The 18,128-nt window shown below is 42.1% G+C and carries 15 protein-coding genes; 11 read left to right on the top strand and 4 right to left on the bottom strand.

Features of this window, described 5'->3' with window-relative positions; genetic code table 11:
* Positions 1–13: 13 nt before the first annotated feature.
* From pepP to HLH18_RS09365, 5 genes are all read left to right on the top strand, one after another.
* A complete protein-coding gene (pepP, locus tag HLH18_RS09385) occupies positions 14–1,345 on the top strand; it encodes a Xaa-Pro aminopeptidase (RefSeq protein ID WP_171546619.1) in 1,332 nt (443 codons plus the stop codon).
* A gap of 92 nt (positions 1,346–1,437) precedes the next feature.
* Positions 1,438–1,905, top strand: a complete 468-nt coding sequence (locus HLH18_RS09380) for a hypothetical protein (RefSeq protein ID WP_171546610.1) — start codon at positions 1,438–1,440, stop codon at positions 1,903–1,905.
* A 68-nt stretch (positions 1,906–1,973) separates the two neighbouring features.
* Positions 1,974–3,182 (top strand): 2-octaprenyl-6-methoxyphenyl hydroxylase, encoded by a 1,209-nt coding sequence (ubiH, locus tag HLH18_RS09375; RefSeq protein ID WP_171546609.1) that lies wholly within the window; start codon positions 1,974–1,976, stop codon positions 3,180–3,182.
* Positions 3,179–4,423, top strand: a complete 1,245-nt coding sequence (locus HLH18_RS09370; RefSeq protein ID WP_171546608.1) for an FAD-dependent monooxygenase — start codon at positions 3,179–3,181, stop codon at positions 4,421–4,423. Before ubiH ends, HLH18_RS09370 begins: the two co-directional genes overlap by 4 nt.
* A 176-nt stretch (positions 4,424–4,599) precedes the next feature.
* Positions 4,600–4,848, top strand: coding sequence for a hypothetical protein (locus HLH18_RS09365; RefSeq protein ID WP_171528596.1), 249 nt, complete (start codon positions 4,600–4,602; stop codon positions 4,846–4,848).
* A gap of 82 nt (positions 4,849–4,930) precedes the next feature.
* On the opposite strand, the gene rsmI is transcribed toward HLH18_RS09365, so the two are convergent.
* Positions 4,931–5,770, bottom strand: coding sequence for a 16S rRNA (cytidine(1402)-2'-O)-methyltransferase (rsmI, locus tag HLH18_RS09360; protein WP_171546607.1), 840 nt, complete (start codon positions 5,768–5,770; stop codon positions 4,931–4,933).
* A gap of 12 nt (positions 5,771–5,782) precedes the next feature.
* On the opposite strand from rsmI, the gene HLH18_RS09355 reads away from it, so the two are divergent.
* From HLH18_RS09355 to HLH18_RS09340, 4 genes are all read left to right on the top strand, one after another.
* Positions 5,783–6,718, top strand: a complete 936-nt coding sequence (locus HLH18_RS09355; RefSeq protein WP_171546606.1) for a penicillin-binding protein activator — start codon at positions 5,783–5,785, stop codon at positions 6,716–6,718.
* Complete coding sequence (locus HLH18_RS09350; protein ID WP_171546605.1) at positions 6,718–7,149, top strand: YraN family protein; 432 nt, start codon at positions 6,718–6,720, stop codon at positions 7,147–7,149. The genes HLH18_RS09355 and HLH18_RS09350 overlap by 1 nt, the downstream gene beginning before the upstream one ends.
* Positions 7,150–7,214: 65 nt before the next feature.
* On the top strand, positions 7,215–7,898 hold the full coding sequence (locus HLH18_RS09345) for a BON domain-containing protein (RefSeq protein ID WP_171546604.1): 684 nt from the start codon (positions 7,215–7,217) through the stop codon (positions 7,896–7,898).
* Positions 7,888–8,775, top strand: coding sequence for an alpha/beta hydrolase (locus tag HLH18_RS09340; RefSeq protein WP_171546603.1), 888 nt, complete (start codon positions 7,888–7,890; stop codon positions 8,773–8,775). Before HLH18_RS09345 ends, HLH18_RS09340 begins: the two co-directional genes overlap by 11 nt.
* Position 8,776: 1 nt before the next feature.
* On the opposite strand, the gene nudC is transcribed toward HLH18_RS09340, so the two are convergent.
* From nudC to dnaQ, 3 genes are all read right to left on the bottom strand, one after another.
* Complete coding sequence (nudC, locus tag HLH18_RS09335; RefSeq protein ID WP_171546602.1) at positions 8,777–9,550, bottom strand: NAD(+) diphosphatase; 774 nt, start codon at positions 9,548–9,550, stop codon at positions 8,777–8,779.
* Positions 9,550–11,193 (bottom strand): chemotaxis protein, encoded by a 1,644-nt coding sequence (locus HLH18_RS09330; protein ID WP_171546601.1) that lies wholly within the window; start codon positions 11,191–11,193, stop codon positions 9,550–9,552. The genes nudC and HLH18_RS09330 overlap by 1 nt, the downstream gene beginning before the upstream one ends.
* A 126-nt stretch (positions 11,194–11,319) precedes the next feature.
* Positions 11,320–12,732, bottom strand: a complete 1,413-nt coding sequence (dnaQ, locus tag HLH18_RS09325) for a DNA polymerase III subunit epsilon (RefSeq protein ID WP_171546600.1) — start codon at positions 12,730–12,732, stop codon at positions 11,320–11,322.
* 218 nt (positions 12,733–12,950) lie between these two features.
* Between dnaQ and HLH18_RS09320 the strand changes: the two genes are divergently transcribed.
* Both HLH18_RS09320 and HLH18_RS09315 read left to right on the top strand, forming a co-directional pair.
* Positions 12,951–16,244 carry a lytic transglycosylase gene (locus tag HLH18_RS09320; RefSeq protein ID WP_171546599.1) on the top strand — a complete coding sequence of 1,098 codons (3,294 nt, stop codon included), beginning with the start codon at positions 12,951–12,953 and terminating at the stop codon, positions 16,242–16,244.
* Positions 16,245–16,273: 29 nt separating this feature from the next.
* The gene (locus tag HLH18_RS09315) at positions 16,274–18,112 is read left to right on the top strand and encodes an extracellular solute-binding protein (RefSeq protein WP_171546598.1); all 1,839 of its coding nucleotides are present in this window, start codon (positions 16,274–16,276) and stop codon (positions 18,110–18,112) included.
* The last annotated feature ends 16 nt before the right edge of the window (positions 18,113–18,128 follow it).

The following is an 18,128-nucleotide window of genomic DNA, read 5'->3' as shown; positions in this document are numbered from 1 at the left end:
AGTAAACTTAATGATGAAACTGACTCAAGCAGATTTTCAGGAACGTCGCGATCGCCTGGCAGAAGAAATGGGTCCGCACAGTATTGCGATTATTGCCACTAGTCCGGTTGCTATGCGTAACCGTGATGCAGATTATAAATTTCGTGCGGACAGCAGCTTTTTTTACCTGACGGGATTTGCAGAACCTGAAGCAGTGGCTGTCATTGAGACGTTTGAGTCGATTGATGAAGGTTATACCTATAGCTTGTTCTGCCGTGAACGTAACCGTGAAATGGAAATATGGAACGGTTATCGTGCCGGTGTGGATGGTGCAGTAGATCATTATGAGGCTGATGAAGCCTATGCGATTGATCTGTTAGATGAAGAAATTATCGAGAAATTGCTCGATAAACAAAAATTGTTCTATCGTATTGGTCAACAAGCTGATTTTGATGCGCGTGTAGCAAAGTGGATTGCCGAGGCCAATGGTGAATCACGTCGAGGTACCTCTGCACCTGCAAATGTGATTCAGCTGGATCGTATTTTAGATGAAATGCGTTTGCACAAATCTGAAAAAGAAATTAAGTTGATGCAACTTGCATCGAACATCAGTAGCGAAGCCCATACCCGTGCCATGCAAACTGTGCGTCCGGGCATGATGGAATATGCACTTGAGGCAGAAATCGATTACATCTTCGGTAAAAATGGATGTGTGCCTGCCTATAACAGCATTGTTGGTGGCGGAGCAAACGCCTGCATTCTGCATTATGTGGAAAATGACAAAGAGCTAAACGATGGGGATTTAGTCCTGATTGATGCAGCATGTGAATATCAATTGTATGCATCAGATATTACCCGTACTTTCCCCGTCAATGGTAAATTTAGCCCTGAACAAAAAGCGTTATATGAACTGATTTTAAAAGCACAACTGGCTGCCATTGATGCTGTACGTATCGGCAATTCATACAAACAACCACATAATGTTGCTGTTCGAATTATGGTTGAAGGTCTGCTTGAACTTGGCTTGATGCAAGGAGATATTGACGAAATTATTCAAAAAGAAACATTCCGTCAGTTCTATATGCATGGCACTGGTCACTGGTTGGGTATGGATGTGCATGATGTGGGTTCATATAAACAGGATGGTGAATGGCGTGCCTACGAAGAAGGCATGGTTGTTACCGTTGAGCCGGGTCTGTACATTGCCCCAGATGATGTAACAGTCGATGCGAAATGGCGTGGTATTGGTATCCGTATTGAAGATGATGTTGTAGCCACCGAAAATGGACCTCTAGTGCTCACTAAAGATGTCGTGAAAACAGTAGAAGATATTGAAGCGTTGATGGCAAAAGCGAAAGCTGCCTAAGCAGGTATCGAAGTTAAAAGCCGGTCAGATGATCGGCTTTTTTGTTTAATTTTTATCTATAATTAATAAAAAAATCATAAGAAGATCAAGACATGAGTGAATATGCACCACTTTATACACCACAAGAAAAATTACGAAAACTTGCGCTGTATAGCCTTTTGTTAATTCCAATTGGGATTTTATATATTTGGGTGATTCCATGGTGGAATACGACCACTTGGTTTCTCTGTCATCCGAAAGGTTACGATATTTTATTTAAAAGCACCTTTGTTGGCGTGCCAAGTATTTTATTAATGGCATTTTTATTAGATCTGCCGAGAAATATCAATATCATTCGACTAGGACAATATCCGTTGCCTGATCAGAAAATGTTTAAACCAACTCTTTATGTTTATGGCTTCAAAGCAGTTTGGAAATCGTATGTAAACATCATATTAATGGTAGTGTTAGTGACTACTATTTTGTTTGCATTACCGATAACCAAGCAAATAGTTGATCGTATAGATGTCAATAAGCTACAGCAACAACGTGCTTTGCAATGTCAAAATCCTAAGCCATGATGTAATATAAAATCCATCATGATTATAAGTATCTAAACCTTGTAGATACGACATAAAAGGATCAAAGCATGCAGCAAGAAGTGATCATCGTAGGCGGTGGTATGGTCGGGCTAAGTTTAGCCTTAATGTTAGCTAAGGCAAACATTGGGGTGAAGTTGCTCGAAGCTATAAAATATCCAAATTATGATGATGCCAATCTTGCACCTTATCACTCCAGTTTCGATGCACGAAATAGTGCCTTGTCACGTCGCAGTGTTCAAATCTATCAAGAACTTGGTTTGTGGAATGCCTTACAAGAACATGCAACGCCAATTCTTGAGGTACATATTACAGAGCAAGGCAGCTTTGGTAAGGCACGACTAAAAGCAGAACAAGAAAAAGTCGAAAGCTTTGGACAGGTGATTGAAAATGCCTGGCTCGGCCGTGTACTTCTCACGGAAGTTAGAAAACAGCCGCTTATTGAGTTGATTGATGGTGTACAAGTCACTTCACTAACGCAAGATGCTAATCAAGCCCATATTGAAGCTTTACGCGGTGAAGAAATCTTATCTTTACAATCCAAACTGGTGATCGCTGCCGATGGTCGTGATTCATTCTGCCGTAAAGCTTTAGGCATTGGTGCAGATGAACATGATTATGATCAAGTCGCTATTGTGACCACAGTGCAAACCTCAAAACCACACAACCATGTTGGCTTTGAGCGTTTTAGCCCGCTTGGGCCTTTAGCACTGTTACCTTTGCCGGGCGAATATCGTCGTTCCGTGGTTTGGCCGGTGAAAAAAGGAACTGAAGGTGAATGGTTAGGGGAAGAAAATGATCAACATTTCCTAGATGCCTTACAAGAAACCTATGGTGACCGAGCAGGCAAGTTCCAAAAAACCGGTCGCCGTTTTAGTTTCCCATTGTCCCAAGTACTTGCCGAAAAACAGGCAGTCGGTCGTGTGGTGCTGATGGGTAATGCGGCACATACCATTCACCCCGTTGCCGGGCAGGGCTTTAACCTGTGCATGCGTGATGCTTATGTATTGGTGCGTTCGTTGACAGAACAATTATCCAAATCAGAAGATATTGGCGAGCCGAGCATGTTGCTGGCTTACGAGCAGGCACGATTAACCGATCAGCAACGTGTGATCAAGTTCTGTGACACGGTGGTGCGTGGCTTTAGTAACCAAAACCCTGTGCTCAAACTAATCCGTAATACCGGCTTACTGGCTTTTGATACCATTCCGGGCATTAAACCGTTGGTGGCAAATTATGCAATGGGGCTAAAAGCATGAGTTTAAATCAGTCAGATGTACTAGATGTCGTCATTATCGGTGGTGGTTTAGTCGGTGGTTTAACCGCATTGTTGCTTGCACAAGGTGGTGTTCAGGCGACGGTACTCGATGCTGCACCTATTTTAGATGAACAAAAAGTTCTTTCTGTTGCCAATCCACGTGTTTTGGCACTCAGCCAAGCCACCATCCATTTGCTCAAAACGGTACATGTGTGGGAAAAATTGGCCCGTCAGATGCCTTATAGCGGCATGCAAGTGTGGAATAAAAATGGCTATGGCGAGATCAATTTTGGACAATCCAGCCAAAACACACCCAGTGCTGAACAGACTTTAGGGTCGATGGTTGAGCCGAGTGTTTTGAATTTAGCCATTCAGCAAAAAATGCTGGAACAGCTGCAAGATTACCGTACTCAAGTCAAAGTCATACGGGTAGAACAAGGTGTAGGCTTTTGGCATATTCATCTAGCAGATGGTACAGAGCTTAAAACCAAACTGGTAATTGGGGCTGATGGCGCAAATTCATTTGTCCGTGAACAAGCCTTTATTGACCTGGATATCCTCGATTACAAACAAGCCGGTTTAACTTGCGCCATTCGAACAACCCAGCCACACCAACATGTGGCACGTCAGATTTTCCTTGAAACCGGACCATTGGCATTTTTACCTATGGCCAGTTTAAAGCCGGAGCAAGATGGCTATTGGCAATCGATTGTCTGGACACTACCGGATGATTATGCAGAACAATATGCCGCTTTGAATGATGCCGATTTTACTGCGCTGCTAACTCGTGAAAGTCACCACATGCTGGGTGAAGTATTGGAAGCCACACCACGTGCACAGTTTCCGCTGAAAGCACGTGCTGCACAGCAATATGTCAAAGCTGGCTTAGCCCTGATTGGCGATGCCGCGCATGTGATTCATCCGCTCGCTGGGCAAGGGGTCAATATTGGCTGTTTAGATGCTGCCATTTTATGTGATGCATTACTACATGACAAAAAGCGTGGCGTATGGGCACATGAACAAACTTTGCAGCGCTATGAACACCGTCGCAAAGGACAAAATGATGCCATGATGCATAGCATGTCTGCGATTGGCTGGATGGAAACCACACAACTTTTTCCTGTGGTTTGGGCGCGAAATTTCGGCTTAAAACAGGTGGAGCAACATGCAGCCTTAAAAGATGCCTTTATGTCTCAAGCCAATGGATTACAGGTCTTAAAAGATACCTGTTATGCAGTTTGAGACTGAAAAGCTGCTTTTTGTACAAATATTCATATAAGTTTACTTTTTTGACTAAAAAAGATACGATTTTTTTGTATTTGACTCTATGCGAAACGATCAGAGATTGCTAAATTTCTTCCTAATTCAAAACCAATTTACATTGTAACTATGGAAGTCATTTGTGGGGAGAAAGAGAGATGACAGATATGAATGACTACGATGAAGTAGAAGAAACTGCAGTAGATGAGGATGAAGCGAAGGCTGCTGAAAAAGGGGCATCTGACAGTGAACCTACGCTAACAGATGGCGATGTGGCTGAAGCAGAAACTTTAACCGTGACTGCTAAACTCAAACAGCGTCAAGCCTTGGAAGATGAAGTTGCTGCGTTCCTTGCACGTGGTGGTCGCATTACTGAAGTCCCTGCGGATGAATCTGCAAAAGATTAATTGCTCCTTTGCTTGGTTTTTGTAAGGGATATAAAAAAAGCATCACAAACGTGATGCTTTTTTAGTTTTTACTGGCTCATTTTTAATCTTGATTAGTGAGTTCCAGAGCACGTTGATACGCCACTTTCTTTTTGATTCCAGTCAAATCGGCTGCCAATTGTGAAGCAGCTTTGACCGATAGATCTTGCAATAAACGCGTCAATAACTGATCCAGTTTTTCCTGATCTAAATCCTTTTCTACCGTCGCACCACCAATGACTAAAACAATTTCACCTTTTTGCTGGTTATGGTCAGATTCAATCAATTGAATCAACTCCGCCAAAGTCATTTTTTTGATGGTTTCAAAAGTTTTAGTGATTTCACGGGCAAAACCAACTGGACGCTCTGCACCAAAAATATCAGCCATATCTTTCACTGACTCTAAAATACGATGCGGTGCTTCATAAAAAATTAAAGTTTGAGTTTCATCTTTTAACTTTTCTAACTGAATTCGACGCTGAGATTGACGCGAAGGCAAAAAGCCTTGAAAGCTAAAACGGTCACTCGGCAAACCGACAGAGCTGAGTGCGGCAATCGCAGCACAAGCACCGGGTACAGGAACCACGCGAATATTATGCTCTTGTGCGGCACGAACCAGTTTAAAACCCGGGTCACTAATCAGCGGCGTACCTGCATCACTAATCAAGGCCATGTCTTCGCCATTCAGCAATCTCTGGATCAATATATCAATTTTGTTACTTTCATTATGCTCATGACACGCAGTCAGAGGAGTTGATATATTATGGTGCTTTAATAATTGAGTGGAAGTACGCGTATCTTCTGCCGCGATAATACTTACAGACTTCAAAACATGAATCGCACGATAAGTGATGTCATCTAAGTGCCCAATTGGGGTCGCTACAACAAATAACTGAGCACTCATAAGGTTTCTCCAATGTTGAATAATAAAAATAATTTGATGGGCTTCATGCTGTATTGCATTTTTAACCACGCACAAGCCGAAGTATTGGTCATTTTACCTGAATCGGGTCCTATGGCGCGAGCCGGATTGAGTGTCAAACAGGGTTTTATGAGTGCTTATCAAGCATCAGGTCAGAAAACTCCGATTAAATTTGTAAACTCTGATCAAAAACAAATTGTCCAGCTGTTAAAAAATAACGTGAATAAAAAAACTGAAATGGTGATTGGACCTTTAGCACGCAATGAGGTGGAAGGGTTAATCAAGAGCAAACCCAAAGTTCGTGTTTTGGCTTTAAATGAAGTCACTGACCAAGCGGAAAATGTCTGGCAATTCAGTCTATCCAAGAAAGATGATGCTTATGCGCTGAATCAAATTTTGCAGAAAGATAAAATTAAGCAACTTTATGTTTTTCGCCAACCGAGAACAGAAGTCGACAGTGAACTTTTTCTCATGTCTTTAGTTTCACAAATGGATTATCCCTTAACTGTTGTCGAGGAAATACCGAAGAAGTTGAATAAGCAAAGCAGTTTATTACTGCTCGGAAATAATGAATGGCTCAATAGTCTGGTTAAGCTGCCGAATAAAAATCTCTATGTATTGGCGAATGCCATTGAACAGCATCAACCGATTCCCAAAGGTGCGAGGTTTTGTGATGCGCCCGCTTTATACGATCCGGGATGGTCAGGTGTAATTAAAGCTTATCAGCACCATCCTGTTTCCATGCAGTACCAACGACTATTGGCCTTTGGCAGTGATACTTGGCATATTGCTCAACAATATTTAGATGAACCGAATTTAAAAAGTATGGAATTTGAGTGGCGTACACGGTTGATTAAAATCAATAATAATCATATGCAGCGTATTCCACATTGCTATGAAAATACCAGAAAAGTCATTAAGACCTTGTAATGGCAACGAATATGCAAGCTCATTTAAATTTAGGCCAATGGGCGGAACAACAGGCCTTAGCACTTTTACAAGCTCAAGGTTTTGCGCTCATTGTCACGAATTATCATTGTCGATATGGGGAAATTGATCTGATTGTGCAAAAGGATCAGGAGTTGATATTTGTGGAGGTGAAAGCACGCTCTGCGACTCAATATGCACAATCATGTGAAACAATTTCACTCTCTAAACAAAAGAAGATTATGAAATCTGCCTTATGCTTTTTAAATACTCATCCACAATTCCAACAGTTTTATTGTCGTTTTGATGTATTTTGTTTTGATTTTTTTCAACAATTTGCAAAAACAATACAGCAAGATTTTTCCAAATTCACTTATGATCAACAATGGATTGAAAATGCTTTTACTTTTGATCAAGAGTTTATTAATCTTTGAACAAAATCAGAGCGTAAATACTGAAATAAAATAGAATTGAAATTAACGATTAGGAGTCTTGCTGAGTGTTTAACCGTATTGCAATGACGTTACTGTGTGTAGCAAGTTTATCTGGTTGTGCAAGTTTCATCTCTGGTGGCACAGGAACAGCCCCAGTCGGAAAAGAGAGTGGTGCCCGTTCACTTGGACAGGTGTTTATTGACTCTTCTATAGAACGTACCGCTAAAATTAATTTATATAAATTAGATGCACGATTTAAACAATCTCGTGTGAATATTGAAAGTTTTCATGGCAACGTCTTATTGACTGGCCAAGTGCCAGATGCCCATTTAAAGCAATTGGCTGAAGATAATGTACGTGCCATGAGCGATGTCAAAACTGTCCATAATTATATTAAAGTGGGCAACCAAATTGGTTATGCCACCATTATGCAAGATACCACGGTCACAGCGAACACGCGTGGACTGATTATGAAAGCCGTCGTGGTATCAGATAGTAAAGTCCGCATTCATACTGAAGATGGCATTTTATATGTGATGGGACGTTTAAATAGTGCCGAGATCACGGATCTGAATCAGGTGCTTGAGCAAGTGGGGAATGTGACTAAAATCATTACCCTGATTGATAATGTTGAACAATCACGTGCAGTGACTTCAAGTTTTAGCAGTCCTGTGGTGTATGCACAACCAATTGAACAAACACCTGTAGCCATTGATCCTGACCAAGCTGAACCTACGAATGCTCAATAATGTAACTGAAGTGGTTAAAAAGAAACTGGAACAAAATGTCGCATTGGTGAAAATGTTTTACAAGGATTTTCGCCTTTACGATTTTGGTAGTTATGCACTGAATCGTTTAACCCCTAAAAAAGGTTATTCGGTCGTTGAAAACATTGCTTATGGTTTAAGAGCACGACAACGCTTAGATATTTTTACTGCTGAAGCACCACGTGAACAGCGTCCCTTAATTGTATTTGTACATGGCGGGGCGTGGTTACATGGAGATAAAAAAGATTATCGCTTTGTCGGTGAAGCCTTTGCGAAAGAGGGGTATGACGTTGCGGTGATCAATTATCATTTAGCACCAGAACATGTATTCCCCAGTTATATTGATGACCTGAGTCTGGCATTAAACTATCTGACCCAGCATCAATCCAAACTGAATATTCGCACTGAAAAATTGGTGTTGATGGGGCATTCGGCCGGTGCATTCAATGTCATGTCGGCACTGTATCATCCGAAGCCGTATACCTTGCACTGCCGTGCCCAAATTCAAGCGATTATTGGATTGTCTGGACCTTATCATTTTGATTATAAAGATGATCCTTTATGTGCCGAGGCGTTTGATCAGACTGTGCCTTATCAACAGGTGATGCCATATTATTTTATTGAATCGAACATGGTGAAGCATTACCTGTTTTTGGCATCGAATGATCAAGTGGTCGGTCATAATAATTCAGAAGATTTGCATCGTATTTTGCAGGAAAAGGGCAATCATAGCCAAATCATTACCATTCCGGGGACAGGGCATGTTTCCATTATGGGTTCGGTTTCGAGTTTATTTAGTCGCTATTTCCAGACCAAGAAACAAATTTTAGCGGCTTTGGATGAAGCCCTAAAACCCTAGCTTATAACCATTCACGGGTGTCATCTGCAACAGGATGACCTTCGGTAATGTGTTTAATCATGGCGTAAGCAATGCTGCCTTTAAACGGAATTTCGGGCAGTTGATCCAATTTAAAAAATTGCGCATCGCTGATTTCTTCTTCTTGAAGTTTAATTTCTCCAGAAGCATATTCGGCGCGAAAAGCGAGCATTAAATTGCTTGGAAAAGGCCAAGGTTGGCTGGCAAGATATTGGACATTTTTTACTTTTAATCCGACTTCCTCAAAAGTTTCACGGCGTACCGCCTCTTCTAAGGTTTCTCCAACTTCGACAAAACCGGCAATCAGTCCATACATATTGCTTTTGTTTTTGGCATTTTTAGCCAGCAAAATTTCATCATCACCACGGGTAATGACCGTAATCACGCAAGGTTGTACTCGTGGATATTGGTGATAATGGCAAGCAGGGCAAATCATGGCATATTCAGTCGGATGTGCTTCTGTCAGATGCCCACAGTGACTACAGAATTTATGGTTTCGACGCCATTCTAAAAGTTGAATTGCACGACTGGCCTGTTCGAATTGCTTTGTATCCCAAAGCGTCAATAACTGACGGATAGGAACCAATTGTAAGCCTTGAGGAATAGGCTCGTCTTCGAGAAGATCACGGGCAATCACTTGATCACCCGTGTTGAAGTGAAGATCACTTGCCAAACGTTCTACTTGAGGAAGTTGAAAATTTTCATCCACTAACAGTTGATGTTGATGAAAGATATAAGCAAGTGATAATTCAGACATTAGGCAACAGTTTTCAGTTTTTCGCTACTTTGCAATGCTACATTAAACATCGACTGCAATACAGGTTGTTTGTATTTTAAATTGTCAATCATCATATCGGCACTGGCTAAAGTATCGAGGGTGTGATTGATTTGTTCAGCATTAATCACTGTTGAACTTTCAATTTGCTGCTGAATAAATTCTGCTGCTGTTTTTAACGCGGTTTGACCAGCTTCAGCATTTAAGAACAAGAGTGCACCCCCAATTTCACGCAATTGGGTCGGCAAATTTTCTACAGTTGCCAAATTACTGTCTTGTAAATACTGCATTAGGGTTTGGCTAGCAAGCTCAATCACCGCTTTAGCTTCATTGAGCAAAGCAGCATGTGCTTCGTCTAAACGGTCTAAAGAGATATTCATGTTGTGCACACGAAGCTGTAAACGGCTTGAGGTGTGATGACGTTCTAATACGCCAATTGAATTCATTGCAGAGAGAATGCAATTCATCAATTGTTGTGCAAAGCCTTCATCTTTCAGCACTTCAGCACTGTTGAGCAAACTTGCTTGGCGTGATAAGTCATTAAAGGCTTCATTCAGATTGAGCACTTTGAAAATATTAGCAAGACTGCTTAATTTATCTTGTAACTCCCGTGTTTTTTCCGGGGTCATATTTTGATAGTTGTATTCGATGTCGTTACGAATTTGTGTCATTTCAGTAGTCACAAGTTCGCTAATCGTATGCATGGTATCAAAATCGGGGCCATAAAGATGACGGCTGAATACTTGTAATTGTGTATCGGTCAGATGGTCTTCACCCAGATTAAGCTGGTTGCGGATATGCTCGGCAGTCTGATCTTCTTGGCTAATACACAAACTTAAAATATTGGCTAAATCGGCCAAGCTTGGCTTGAAACGATCAGGGGTATTGAAGTACTGCGCCATATTACGTTCAATGCTGACCAAGGTACGCAAACGCGGATCGTTTAGAAGCAAATGATCAATCTGCTCAAATGCGACATGCACTAAATTCCAATATTGCTTACTTGGCGTATTTTCGGCAAGACCGGCTAAATATGCACCGACCAATTTGATCGCTTGTAGATCAAATTCGGTTTCTTCCTGTTTAATCAGCTTGTTTAAAGATAATTTATACAAGCGATGCACATATTTAGATTTCTCTAAGCTTGGTGCTTTAGGAAGCTGGAAATCAGGAGTGATAGAGTCAAGTAAAGACTCAATATGCTGACCTTCATGAGTAACAGGTTTACCCAATACAATTTCCAGACGATTGAGTGTATCGAGCAAGAATTGCGGGATTTTAACTTCACGCAAGCAAATGAATTCGATATAGCGCTTCATCATGGTAGTGCCTTCGCTTAAGGCGATCACCTCTTGGGTGTTAATTTGCGCAGGATTCCCCATGATTTTGCGCATTAACTCAGCAGAATATTGAGCGATTTTAGCCAAGGTGGGCATATCAATCAGCGCCAGTACCTGGGCACATTGCTCAAATTGATTCAGTGCATCATCAATACCAAAAGGTAAAGTTTGATCTTCTGCTAAGCTGCTAACCGCTGATTCGACTAGTTTAATTGAGTTATCAACCTCATTTTTTATTATCAGCAATGCAGTTGGGTCAAAATGAATAGAGGTTTGGTAAGACATGTATCTGCACCTTTCCTAGTGTTTTATCTGTTTATGAGCAGCCCGTTAAAGGCGAAACTTCTTTACATTCAACTATAACTTAACTGTTAAATGTTTAAATACAAAAAACCACTAGAAATGTAGATTTTATTTTGCAAAAAGACAAGCTGTGCCATGTTTTTCTTCAAATTCTTTGACCCATGTCTCATGTGCTTCAAGTTCCTGCTCTGAAGGCAAGATGACAGGCAACTCGATTTGTACACTTAGACGTGCAGTCTGTGCCTCTTGTTGCTCACTCTCGGTCAAGGTATCCATGTCGAAGGAAACTTGACCACCGGTCATGGCTAAATAGACATCTGCCAGAATTTCAGCATCGAGTAATGCACCGTGGAAAGTACGGTCTCGTTGCGGAATCTCATAACGGCGCACCAAAGCATCAAGGGAGTTTTTCTGCCCCGGATGTTTGCTTTTCGCCATGGCTAAGGTGTCGGTAACTTCACACACATCGGATAAAGCCACAAAGCCCGCACGTTTGAACTCCATGTTTAAGAAGTTCATGTCGAAGGTGGCGTTATGCGCAATAATCTCTGCGCCTTTTAAATACTCAAAAAGGACATCAGCAATTTCTGCATACACCGGTTTATCTTTTAAGAAATCATCTGAAATACCATGGATATTTTCAGAATCACCGACCGGTTTTTTCGGATTGATATAAATATGAATGGAGCTACCGGTCAGTTTACGGTTGACCATTTCAATCGCACCAACCTCGATAATCCGGTCAGTGTCCTGAAAATAGAAACCGGTGGTTTCGGTATCCAGAATCAGTTGGCGCGGACCATGAACCTGTTTGGTTCGTGGTGTAATCACAATATGTGGATGCTCTACATTTAATAGATCAGGCGCAACACTTTCTACAATTTCATCTTGAACTTCAGCTTCGTCATTCATTTCTTCAGACTGAATCATTTCTTGTGCTAAATTTTCTAAAGCTTCCGTGTCATCCTGTGCATCAGATTCCATTAAATCGAAACCAAAAGGATCATCTAGCAACCAATCCTTTTCCACTTTTTTTTTATCTAAAACCACAGCTTCTTCTAATGGGTTTTCTGCTTTTGATGATGGATTTTTCATGTTGGCTAAGGTTTGGTCTGCACCTAGGTTGGCAAGTTGATCTGCCATTTCATTGCCCGGATGTCCAGAATGACCTCTAATCCAGTTCCATTCAATTTCGCGGCCCTGGCAGGTTGCATCCAGAAGTTTCCACAGATCTGGATTTTTAACATCTTTCCAGTTTTTCTTTTTCCAGCCATGAATCCACTCGGTAATACCTTGTTTTACGTAATTGGAATCTGTCCAGATAATCAGTTTTGCATCAGCAGGGCAGGATTTAATGCCTTCAATGGCCGCAGTGAGTTCCATGCGGTTATTGGTGGTTTCCGGCACACCGCCAAACAGCTTGTGTTCTTCAGTTTCAGTAATGACATATGCACCCCAACCGCCTAAACCTGGATTGCCGCGACAAGCGCCATCGACATAGAGTGTGATTGTTTGAGTCATATAAACCAAATCCGAACGAGTGAAAGTCAAATTGAACAGTGTGAATGGCATATTGTATAACGCAATTGCACATTTGAACTGTATAACATGCTTATTTTTTAATTTCTTGTAACATTTATAGTGAAATCGCGCTAAATTATTGCCTTGTGTCTAAGACATGCTTCACTACAATGGCATATCTAAAAAATAAATTTTATACGAGTTGTCTGGATTTCTTTATGTATAAACCAACCGCGATTTTGTGGCAGCCTTTATTACCCAATTTTTTTAAAATTACAGTATTGGGTTCAGCTTTAGCTGCGCTAGGTCTGACGGGTTGTTCCTCGAGCCAAAGTGCAATGCAAGGATCAAAATCGAAACTGGTGGGTTCTGCATATCTGGATGCCGACAGCTTGGACTCTTTAGAAGATCTACTCTCTGCAACAGATATGCGTGCGGTAGAAGGGGATCGTCTGCTCATTTTAAAACACGGTGATGTTTGGAAACGCATGACCGTGGGTTTTAAAATGGATCAAACCCATTGGGACTCTCGTATTGAAGCGCAGCGTGGCTGGTTTATTTCACGTCAACCGTATTTAGACCGTTTGAGTGCACGTGCTTCACGTTATCTTTATCACACGGTGAAAGAAGCAGAGCGTCGTGGCCTGCCGACTGAACTGGCTTTATTGCCGATTATTGAAAGTTCGTATGACCCTGCAGCAACCAGTAGTGCAGCAGCAGCAGGCATGTGGCAATTTATTCCAAGTACTGGCCGTATTTATGGCTTGAAACAAACCAGTTTATACGATGGTCGCCGTGATGTCGTTGAATCGACGCGTGCAGCGTATGAGTTTTTAGGCGGTTTGTACAATCAGTTCGGTTCATGGGAACTGGCTTTGGCGGCGTACAATGCAGGCCCGGGACGTATCCAGCAAGCGATTAACCGCAATAAGGCGGCAGGGTTGCCCACCGATTACTGGTCACTAAAACTGCCACAAGAAACCATGAACTATGTGCCACGTTTCTTGGCGGTTGCACAAATTATTAAAAATCCGGGTGCATATGGGGTGTCTTTGCCTCCAATTGCCAACCGCCCACACTTTAGAGAAGTGCCTGTAGGGACAGTGAATTTAAATGAAGTTGCCTCTATTACAGGTTTAAGCCGTGCCGAGCTATATCAATTAAATCCGGGACATCGTGGTGATTGGGTGGATAGTCAAAGCCCAATGAAGATTATTATTCCTGCGGATTTAAGTCCTGCTATTGATGCCCGACTTAAAAAATTATCTTCTAGTTCTGGTGGTTTATGGGCCAGCACTGCACAACCCTTTACGCCAGAAAGATCTAATCCACCTGAACTCAATACTCAAGTGATTAATCCGGTAAAAAAAGCCCCCCCGGTATTAGCCACGACGACTACAAAAACCGCTCAACCCGTTGCAGCTACAGCAGTTAAAGCTGCGAATCCTGTGACCACAACCCAAGCCTCAAATACACGGCGTATATCTACACCTCAAGGTTCTGAAGCGTTGGCATTGTTTGCGTCGAATAGCGATATTCCAAGTGCACCACGTATTCCTGTTGCGGTTACTCCAGTGGCCAATGTTAAACCTGTGACTGTTGAGCCACCATTATCTACGGCTGAACGTGAACAAATTTTGGCTGCAGTAAAAGCTGAAGGTGCAAATAAAACTGTCGAGCAAGTGCTACAACCTGTAGCCAGCAAAGCTGAACAAGAGATAGTGGTTGCAGAACTTAAAGCCATTGCACCGCAAGGCACAGAAATTACCGATCCATTTGACGGTAAAATTAAACTCACGGCGATTCAAACCAGTCAATCGGTCGCAGAGCAGCAAGGTAAGGAGTTGACCAAAGGCTTTGCTTATCCTAAAGGGGTAGCGGAAAATACCAAAATTGATTCTGATGAGGCAAAACGTAACCAAGGTAAAAACTACGTTAAGACTGATTCAGAAATTGTGGTGGTTGCACCTAAAGGAAAACGCAGTACCTATACCGTTCTTCCTGGAGATACCTTAGCCGTTATTGCGATGAAAAATGGCTTGAACTGGCGTGATGTGGCAAAGTGGAATCAGATCGATCCAAATTCACCGCTGTATGTCGGAACCAGTATTTATCTCTACGATGCGAAACCGCAAAGCACAGAAACATCTGCTCAAGGCAAGGCAAAAACACAGCCTGAAAGCTATGTGGTTCAAGCCAATGACAGTTTGACTGGCGTCGCTAGCCAGTTTGGCATGTCGGTTAAACAACTTGCAGATTACAATAATTTATCAGTCAGCAGTGGTTTGCGTGTGGGGCAAAAATTGTCGTTAAAAGAAACGGCTCAAAGCAACTCCAATACTGCCGAGACGAAGGTTAATAGCACGACGCCAGCTGCTAAAGTGAAAACCAAGTCCTATGTGGTTAAACGTGGCGAATATTTAAAACTGATCGCTGACCGTTATGCCTTGTCTAATCAAGAGCTGGCAGATTTAACCACGGGTTTAACTGCGGGCAGTAGCCTCATGGTAGGGCAAAAAATTAATGTTCCATTAAATGAAGTTGAAAGCAAAGTAGAGATTAAGCAGGAAGAAAAATCGACTCCAGTTAGAGAGGTTTCAGAACTCGCGTATAAAACTGAAAGCTATCGTATTCAACGTGGTGACACCTTATCTAGTATTGCTGCACAGTCGAAAATCTCTTTAACTGAATTAGCTCAACTCAATAAATTATCCAATAACAGCGGTGTGCAAGTCGGTCAGACCATTAAAATTCCTGCAGGTTCAACTGTTCCTGAAAGTTATACGGTGCAATCCGGAGATAGCTTGTCGGCTATTTCGGCTAAATATAATTTAGGCATGGATTATATCGCCAATATTAACGGCATTAACCGCAATACCGGCTTGCGTGTTGGACAGCGCTTAAAACTCAGTGGTGAAGCTGCACCTGCGGTTCAGTCTGTAAATGAAACAGTCATGGACAAAACTGAAAAAGCAGTCAAAGGCGTGAAGCCAACTGTGCATGTTGTGAAATCGGGTGAAACTTTAAGTTCGATTGCACGTCAGTATTACTTGCAGCTTCAGTATTTGGCCGATCTCAATCAAATCAGGACTAACAGCACTGTACGTATCGGACAGCAGCTAAAAATTGGTTTGCCGCCTGAAATTGAAGCGAGAGCCAACAGTATTCGCCCTGTCGTTGCAAGTCCGCTAAAAACTAAATCTTCATCTAAAAGTACTGATACCTATACAGTGAAACCGGGTGAGTCTTTAAATGCGATTGCGAATCGGGCAGGTGTATCGGTTGCTGAACTGGCATCATTAAATGATCTAAATGCACGTGCAGGTTTGCGTGTCGGTCAGCAGATCATGGTGCCTAAAACAGTCACAGAGTATAAGATCAAACGCGGTGATACCTTGATTGGCTTGGCCAACCGTTATGGACTGGATACGGATAAACTGGCGGAAATGAACGCGATTCAACCCAATACTCAATTACGTATTGGTGATGTGATTAAAGTGCCGAACTTATAATTATAGGCAAAGACAGGGAGTCATTTTAGATGTCATTTGCTCTAGCAAAACGCTTGAGTTTTGCCTGTGGGGTTAGTCTTTTGACGCAAGGGCTGTGGGCTGCTGTGCAGACCACGCCTTATATTGCAATCCATAGCCAGCCGAAATACGCTGGCTTAGCCGTCATGCCTTATGCAAATGCCAATGCCCCCAAAGGTGGTTATTTGAGTACCGCAAGTAATGGCACATTCGATAACCTGAATAGTATGAATGGCAAAGGCAGCTCAACCGATGGCGTGGAATATCTGTTTGACTCGCTGATGTCGAATTCACTGGATGAGCCGGGAGTGATGTATCCCTTGCTGGCGGATAAAGTGACTTATGATCCCAAACAAACCAAATATGTCATTTTCCATTTAAATCCCAAAGCACGTTTTAGTGATGGCAGTGCAGTGACTGCCGAAGATGTTAAATTCAGTTTTGATGCTTATCGGACCAAGTCTAATCCGGGTTTACAGATGTATCTGGCGGATCTGGATAAAACCGAAGTGTTATCCAAATTTGCGGTAAAGATGAGTTTCAAGTCTGGCAATAATGCTGAAATGCCGCTGATACTGTCGCAAATGCCGATTTATTCAAAACGTGATTGGCAGAACAAAGATTTTACCCGTGTCACCATGCAGCCGATTTTAGGTTCAGGGCCGTATCTGATCGATCGGATTGATGCCGGTCGCAATATTAGCTATAAACGTAACCCGAATTATTGGGGCAAAGATTTACCGGTCAATAAAGGACGTTATAACTTTGATCGTTTGAAGTATGTGTATTACCGCAGTTTGGACATTGCTTTTGAAGGTTTTAAGTCGGGTCAATATACCCTGCATGAAGAGTTTACTGCGCGTAAATGGGTCACTGAATATCATTTTCCTGCTGTAAAAACAGGGATGGTGGTGAAATACAGATTCAAGCATCAGAATCCCATACCGACACAAAGTTTTGTGTTTAATACCCGCCGTACACCTTTTCAAGACATCAAGTTCCGCCAAGCCATCACTTATGCCTACGATTTTGAATGGCAAAACAAGGCGCTATTTTATGGACAATATCGACGATTACAGAGTTATTTTGCCAATAGTGAACTGGAAGCGAAAGGTGTTCCAAGCAGTGCAGAACTGGCGATTTTAAAACCGTATTTATCTCAATTAAATCCGATTCAACGTCAGGGTGTTTTGAAGGATTGGAAATATCCGGTTTCCGATGCCAGTGGTTTTAACCGCAATAATTTGCTGACGGCTCGTCAGTTACTCATCAAAGCAGGTTATACCTTTAAGAATAGCCGTTTGCTCGATCCCAAAGGCAAGCCGATTCGTATTGAATTCCTGATTCATCAAGATGGTTTACAACGTACGCTGATGCCGTTTATACGCAATATGAAACGTCTGGGTGTGGATGTTGCCATTCGTCATGTCGATGTGCCGCAGTACATTGAACGTATGCGTAGCAAGGACTTTGACATGACCACCAATGTGATGCCACAGTCTTTAAATCCGGGCAACGAACAGGCACAGTTCTGGGGCAGTGCATCGGCAGATCAGCCGGGAAATTATAATTATGCCGGCATCAAAAATCCGGTGATTGATGAAGTGATTCAGCAGCTCATCCGTGCACCTGATCGTGAACAATTGGTAGTCAGAACCAAGGTGCTGGATCGTTTATTGCGTGCCGGATATTATCAAATTCCGACCTATGGTAAAGGTGAAAACTGGTTTGCCTACTGGAACATGTATCATCAGCCTAAGGTTAAACCAAAGCTCTCAACAGGGATTGACTATTGGTGGAGTGATGCGGAACAAGCCAAAAAAGTCACCCATTATTTAGGTCAACAATAAGCAATAGCAAAGGCAC

Origin of the sequence: Acinetobacter sp. ANC 5414 (genome assembly GCF_013004295.1) — a bacterium.
GTDB lineage: Bacteria > Pseudomonadota > Gammaproteobacteria > Pseudomonadales > Moraxellaceae > Acinetobacter.
The sequence above is the reverse complement of the archived record's forward strand: the minus strand, read 5'-3'. Positions and strand labels throughout refer to the sequence as shown.

What these genes read in the sequence shown, in the direction of transcription:
- pepP (WP_171546619.1), top strand. Translation starts at nt 14, where the DNA reads ATGAAACTGACTCAAGCAGATTTTCAGGAACGTCGCGATCGCCTGGCA.
- HLH18_RS09380 (WP_171546610.1), top strand. Translation starts at nt 1,438, where the DNA reads ATGAGTGAATATGCACCACTTTATACACCACAAGAAAAATTACGAAAA.
- ubiH (WP_171546609.1), top strand. Translation starts at nt 1,974, where the DNA reads ATGCAGCAAGAAGTGATCATCGTAGGCGGTGGTATGGTCGGGCTAAGT.
- HLH18_RS09370 (WP_171546608.1), top strand. Translation starts at nt 3,179, where the DNA reads ATGAGTTTAAATCAGTCAGATGTACTAGATGTCGTCATTATCGGTGGT.
- HLH18_RS09365 (WP_171528596.1), top strand. Translation starts at nt 4,600, where the DNA reads ATGACAGATATGAATGACTACGATGAAGTAGAAGAAACTGCAGTAGAT.
- rsmI (WP_171546607.1), bottom strand. Translation starts at nt 5,770, where the DNA reads ATGAGTGCTCAGTTATTTGTTGTAGCGACCCCAATTGGGCACTTAGAT.
- HLH18_RS09355 (WP_171546606.1), top strand. Translation starts at nt 5,783, where the DNA reads ATGTTGAATAATAAAAATAATTTGATGGGCTTCATGCTGTATTGCATT.
- HLH18_RS09350 (WP_171546605.1), top strand. Translation starts at nt 6,718, where the DNA reads ATGGCAACGAATATGCAAGCTCATTTAAATTTAGGCCAATGGGCGGAA.
- HLH18_RS09340 (WP_171546603.1), top strand. Translation starts at nt 7,888, where the DNA reads ATGCTCAATAATGTAACTGAAGTGGTTAAAAAGAAACTGGAACAAAAT.
- nudC (WP_171546602.1), bottom strand. Translation starts at nt 9,550, where the DNA reads ATGTCTGAATTATCACTTGCTTATATCTTTCATCAACATCAACTGTTA.
- HLH18_RS09330 (WP_171546601.1), bottom strand. Translation starts at nt 11,193, where the DNA reads ATGTCTTACCAAACCTCTATTCATTTTGACCCAACTGCATTGCTGATA.
- dnaQ (WP_171546600.1), bottom strand. Translation starts at nt 12,732, where the DNA reads ATGACTCAAACAATCACACTCTATGTCGATGGCGCTTGTCGCGGCAAT.
- HLH18_RS09320 (WP_171546599.1), top strand. Translation starts at nt 12,951, where the DNA reads ATGTATAAACCAACCGCGATTTTGTGGCAGCCTTTATTACCCAATTTT.
- HLH18_RS09315 (WP_171546598.1), top strand. Translation starts at nt 16,274, where the DNA reads ATGTCATTTGCTCTAGCAAAACGCTTGAGTTTTGCCTGTGGGGTTAGT.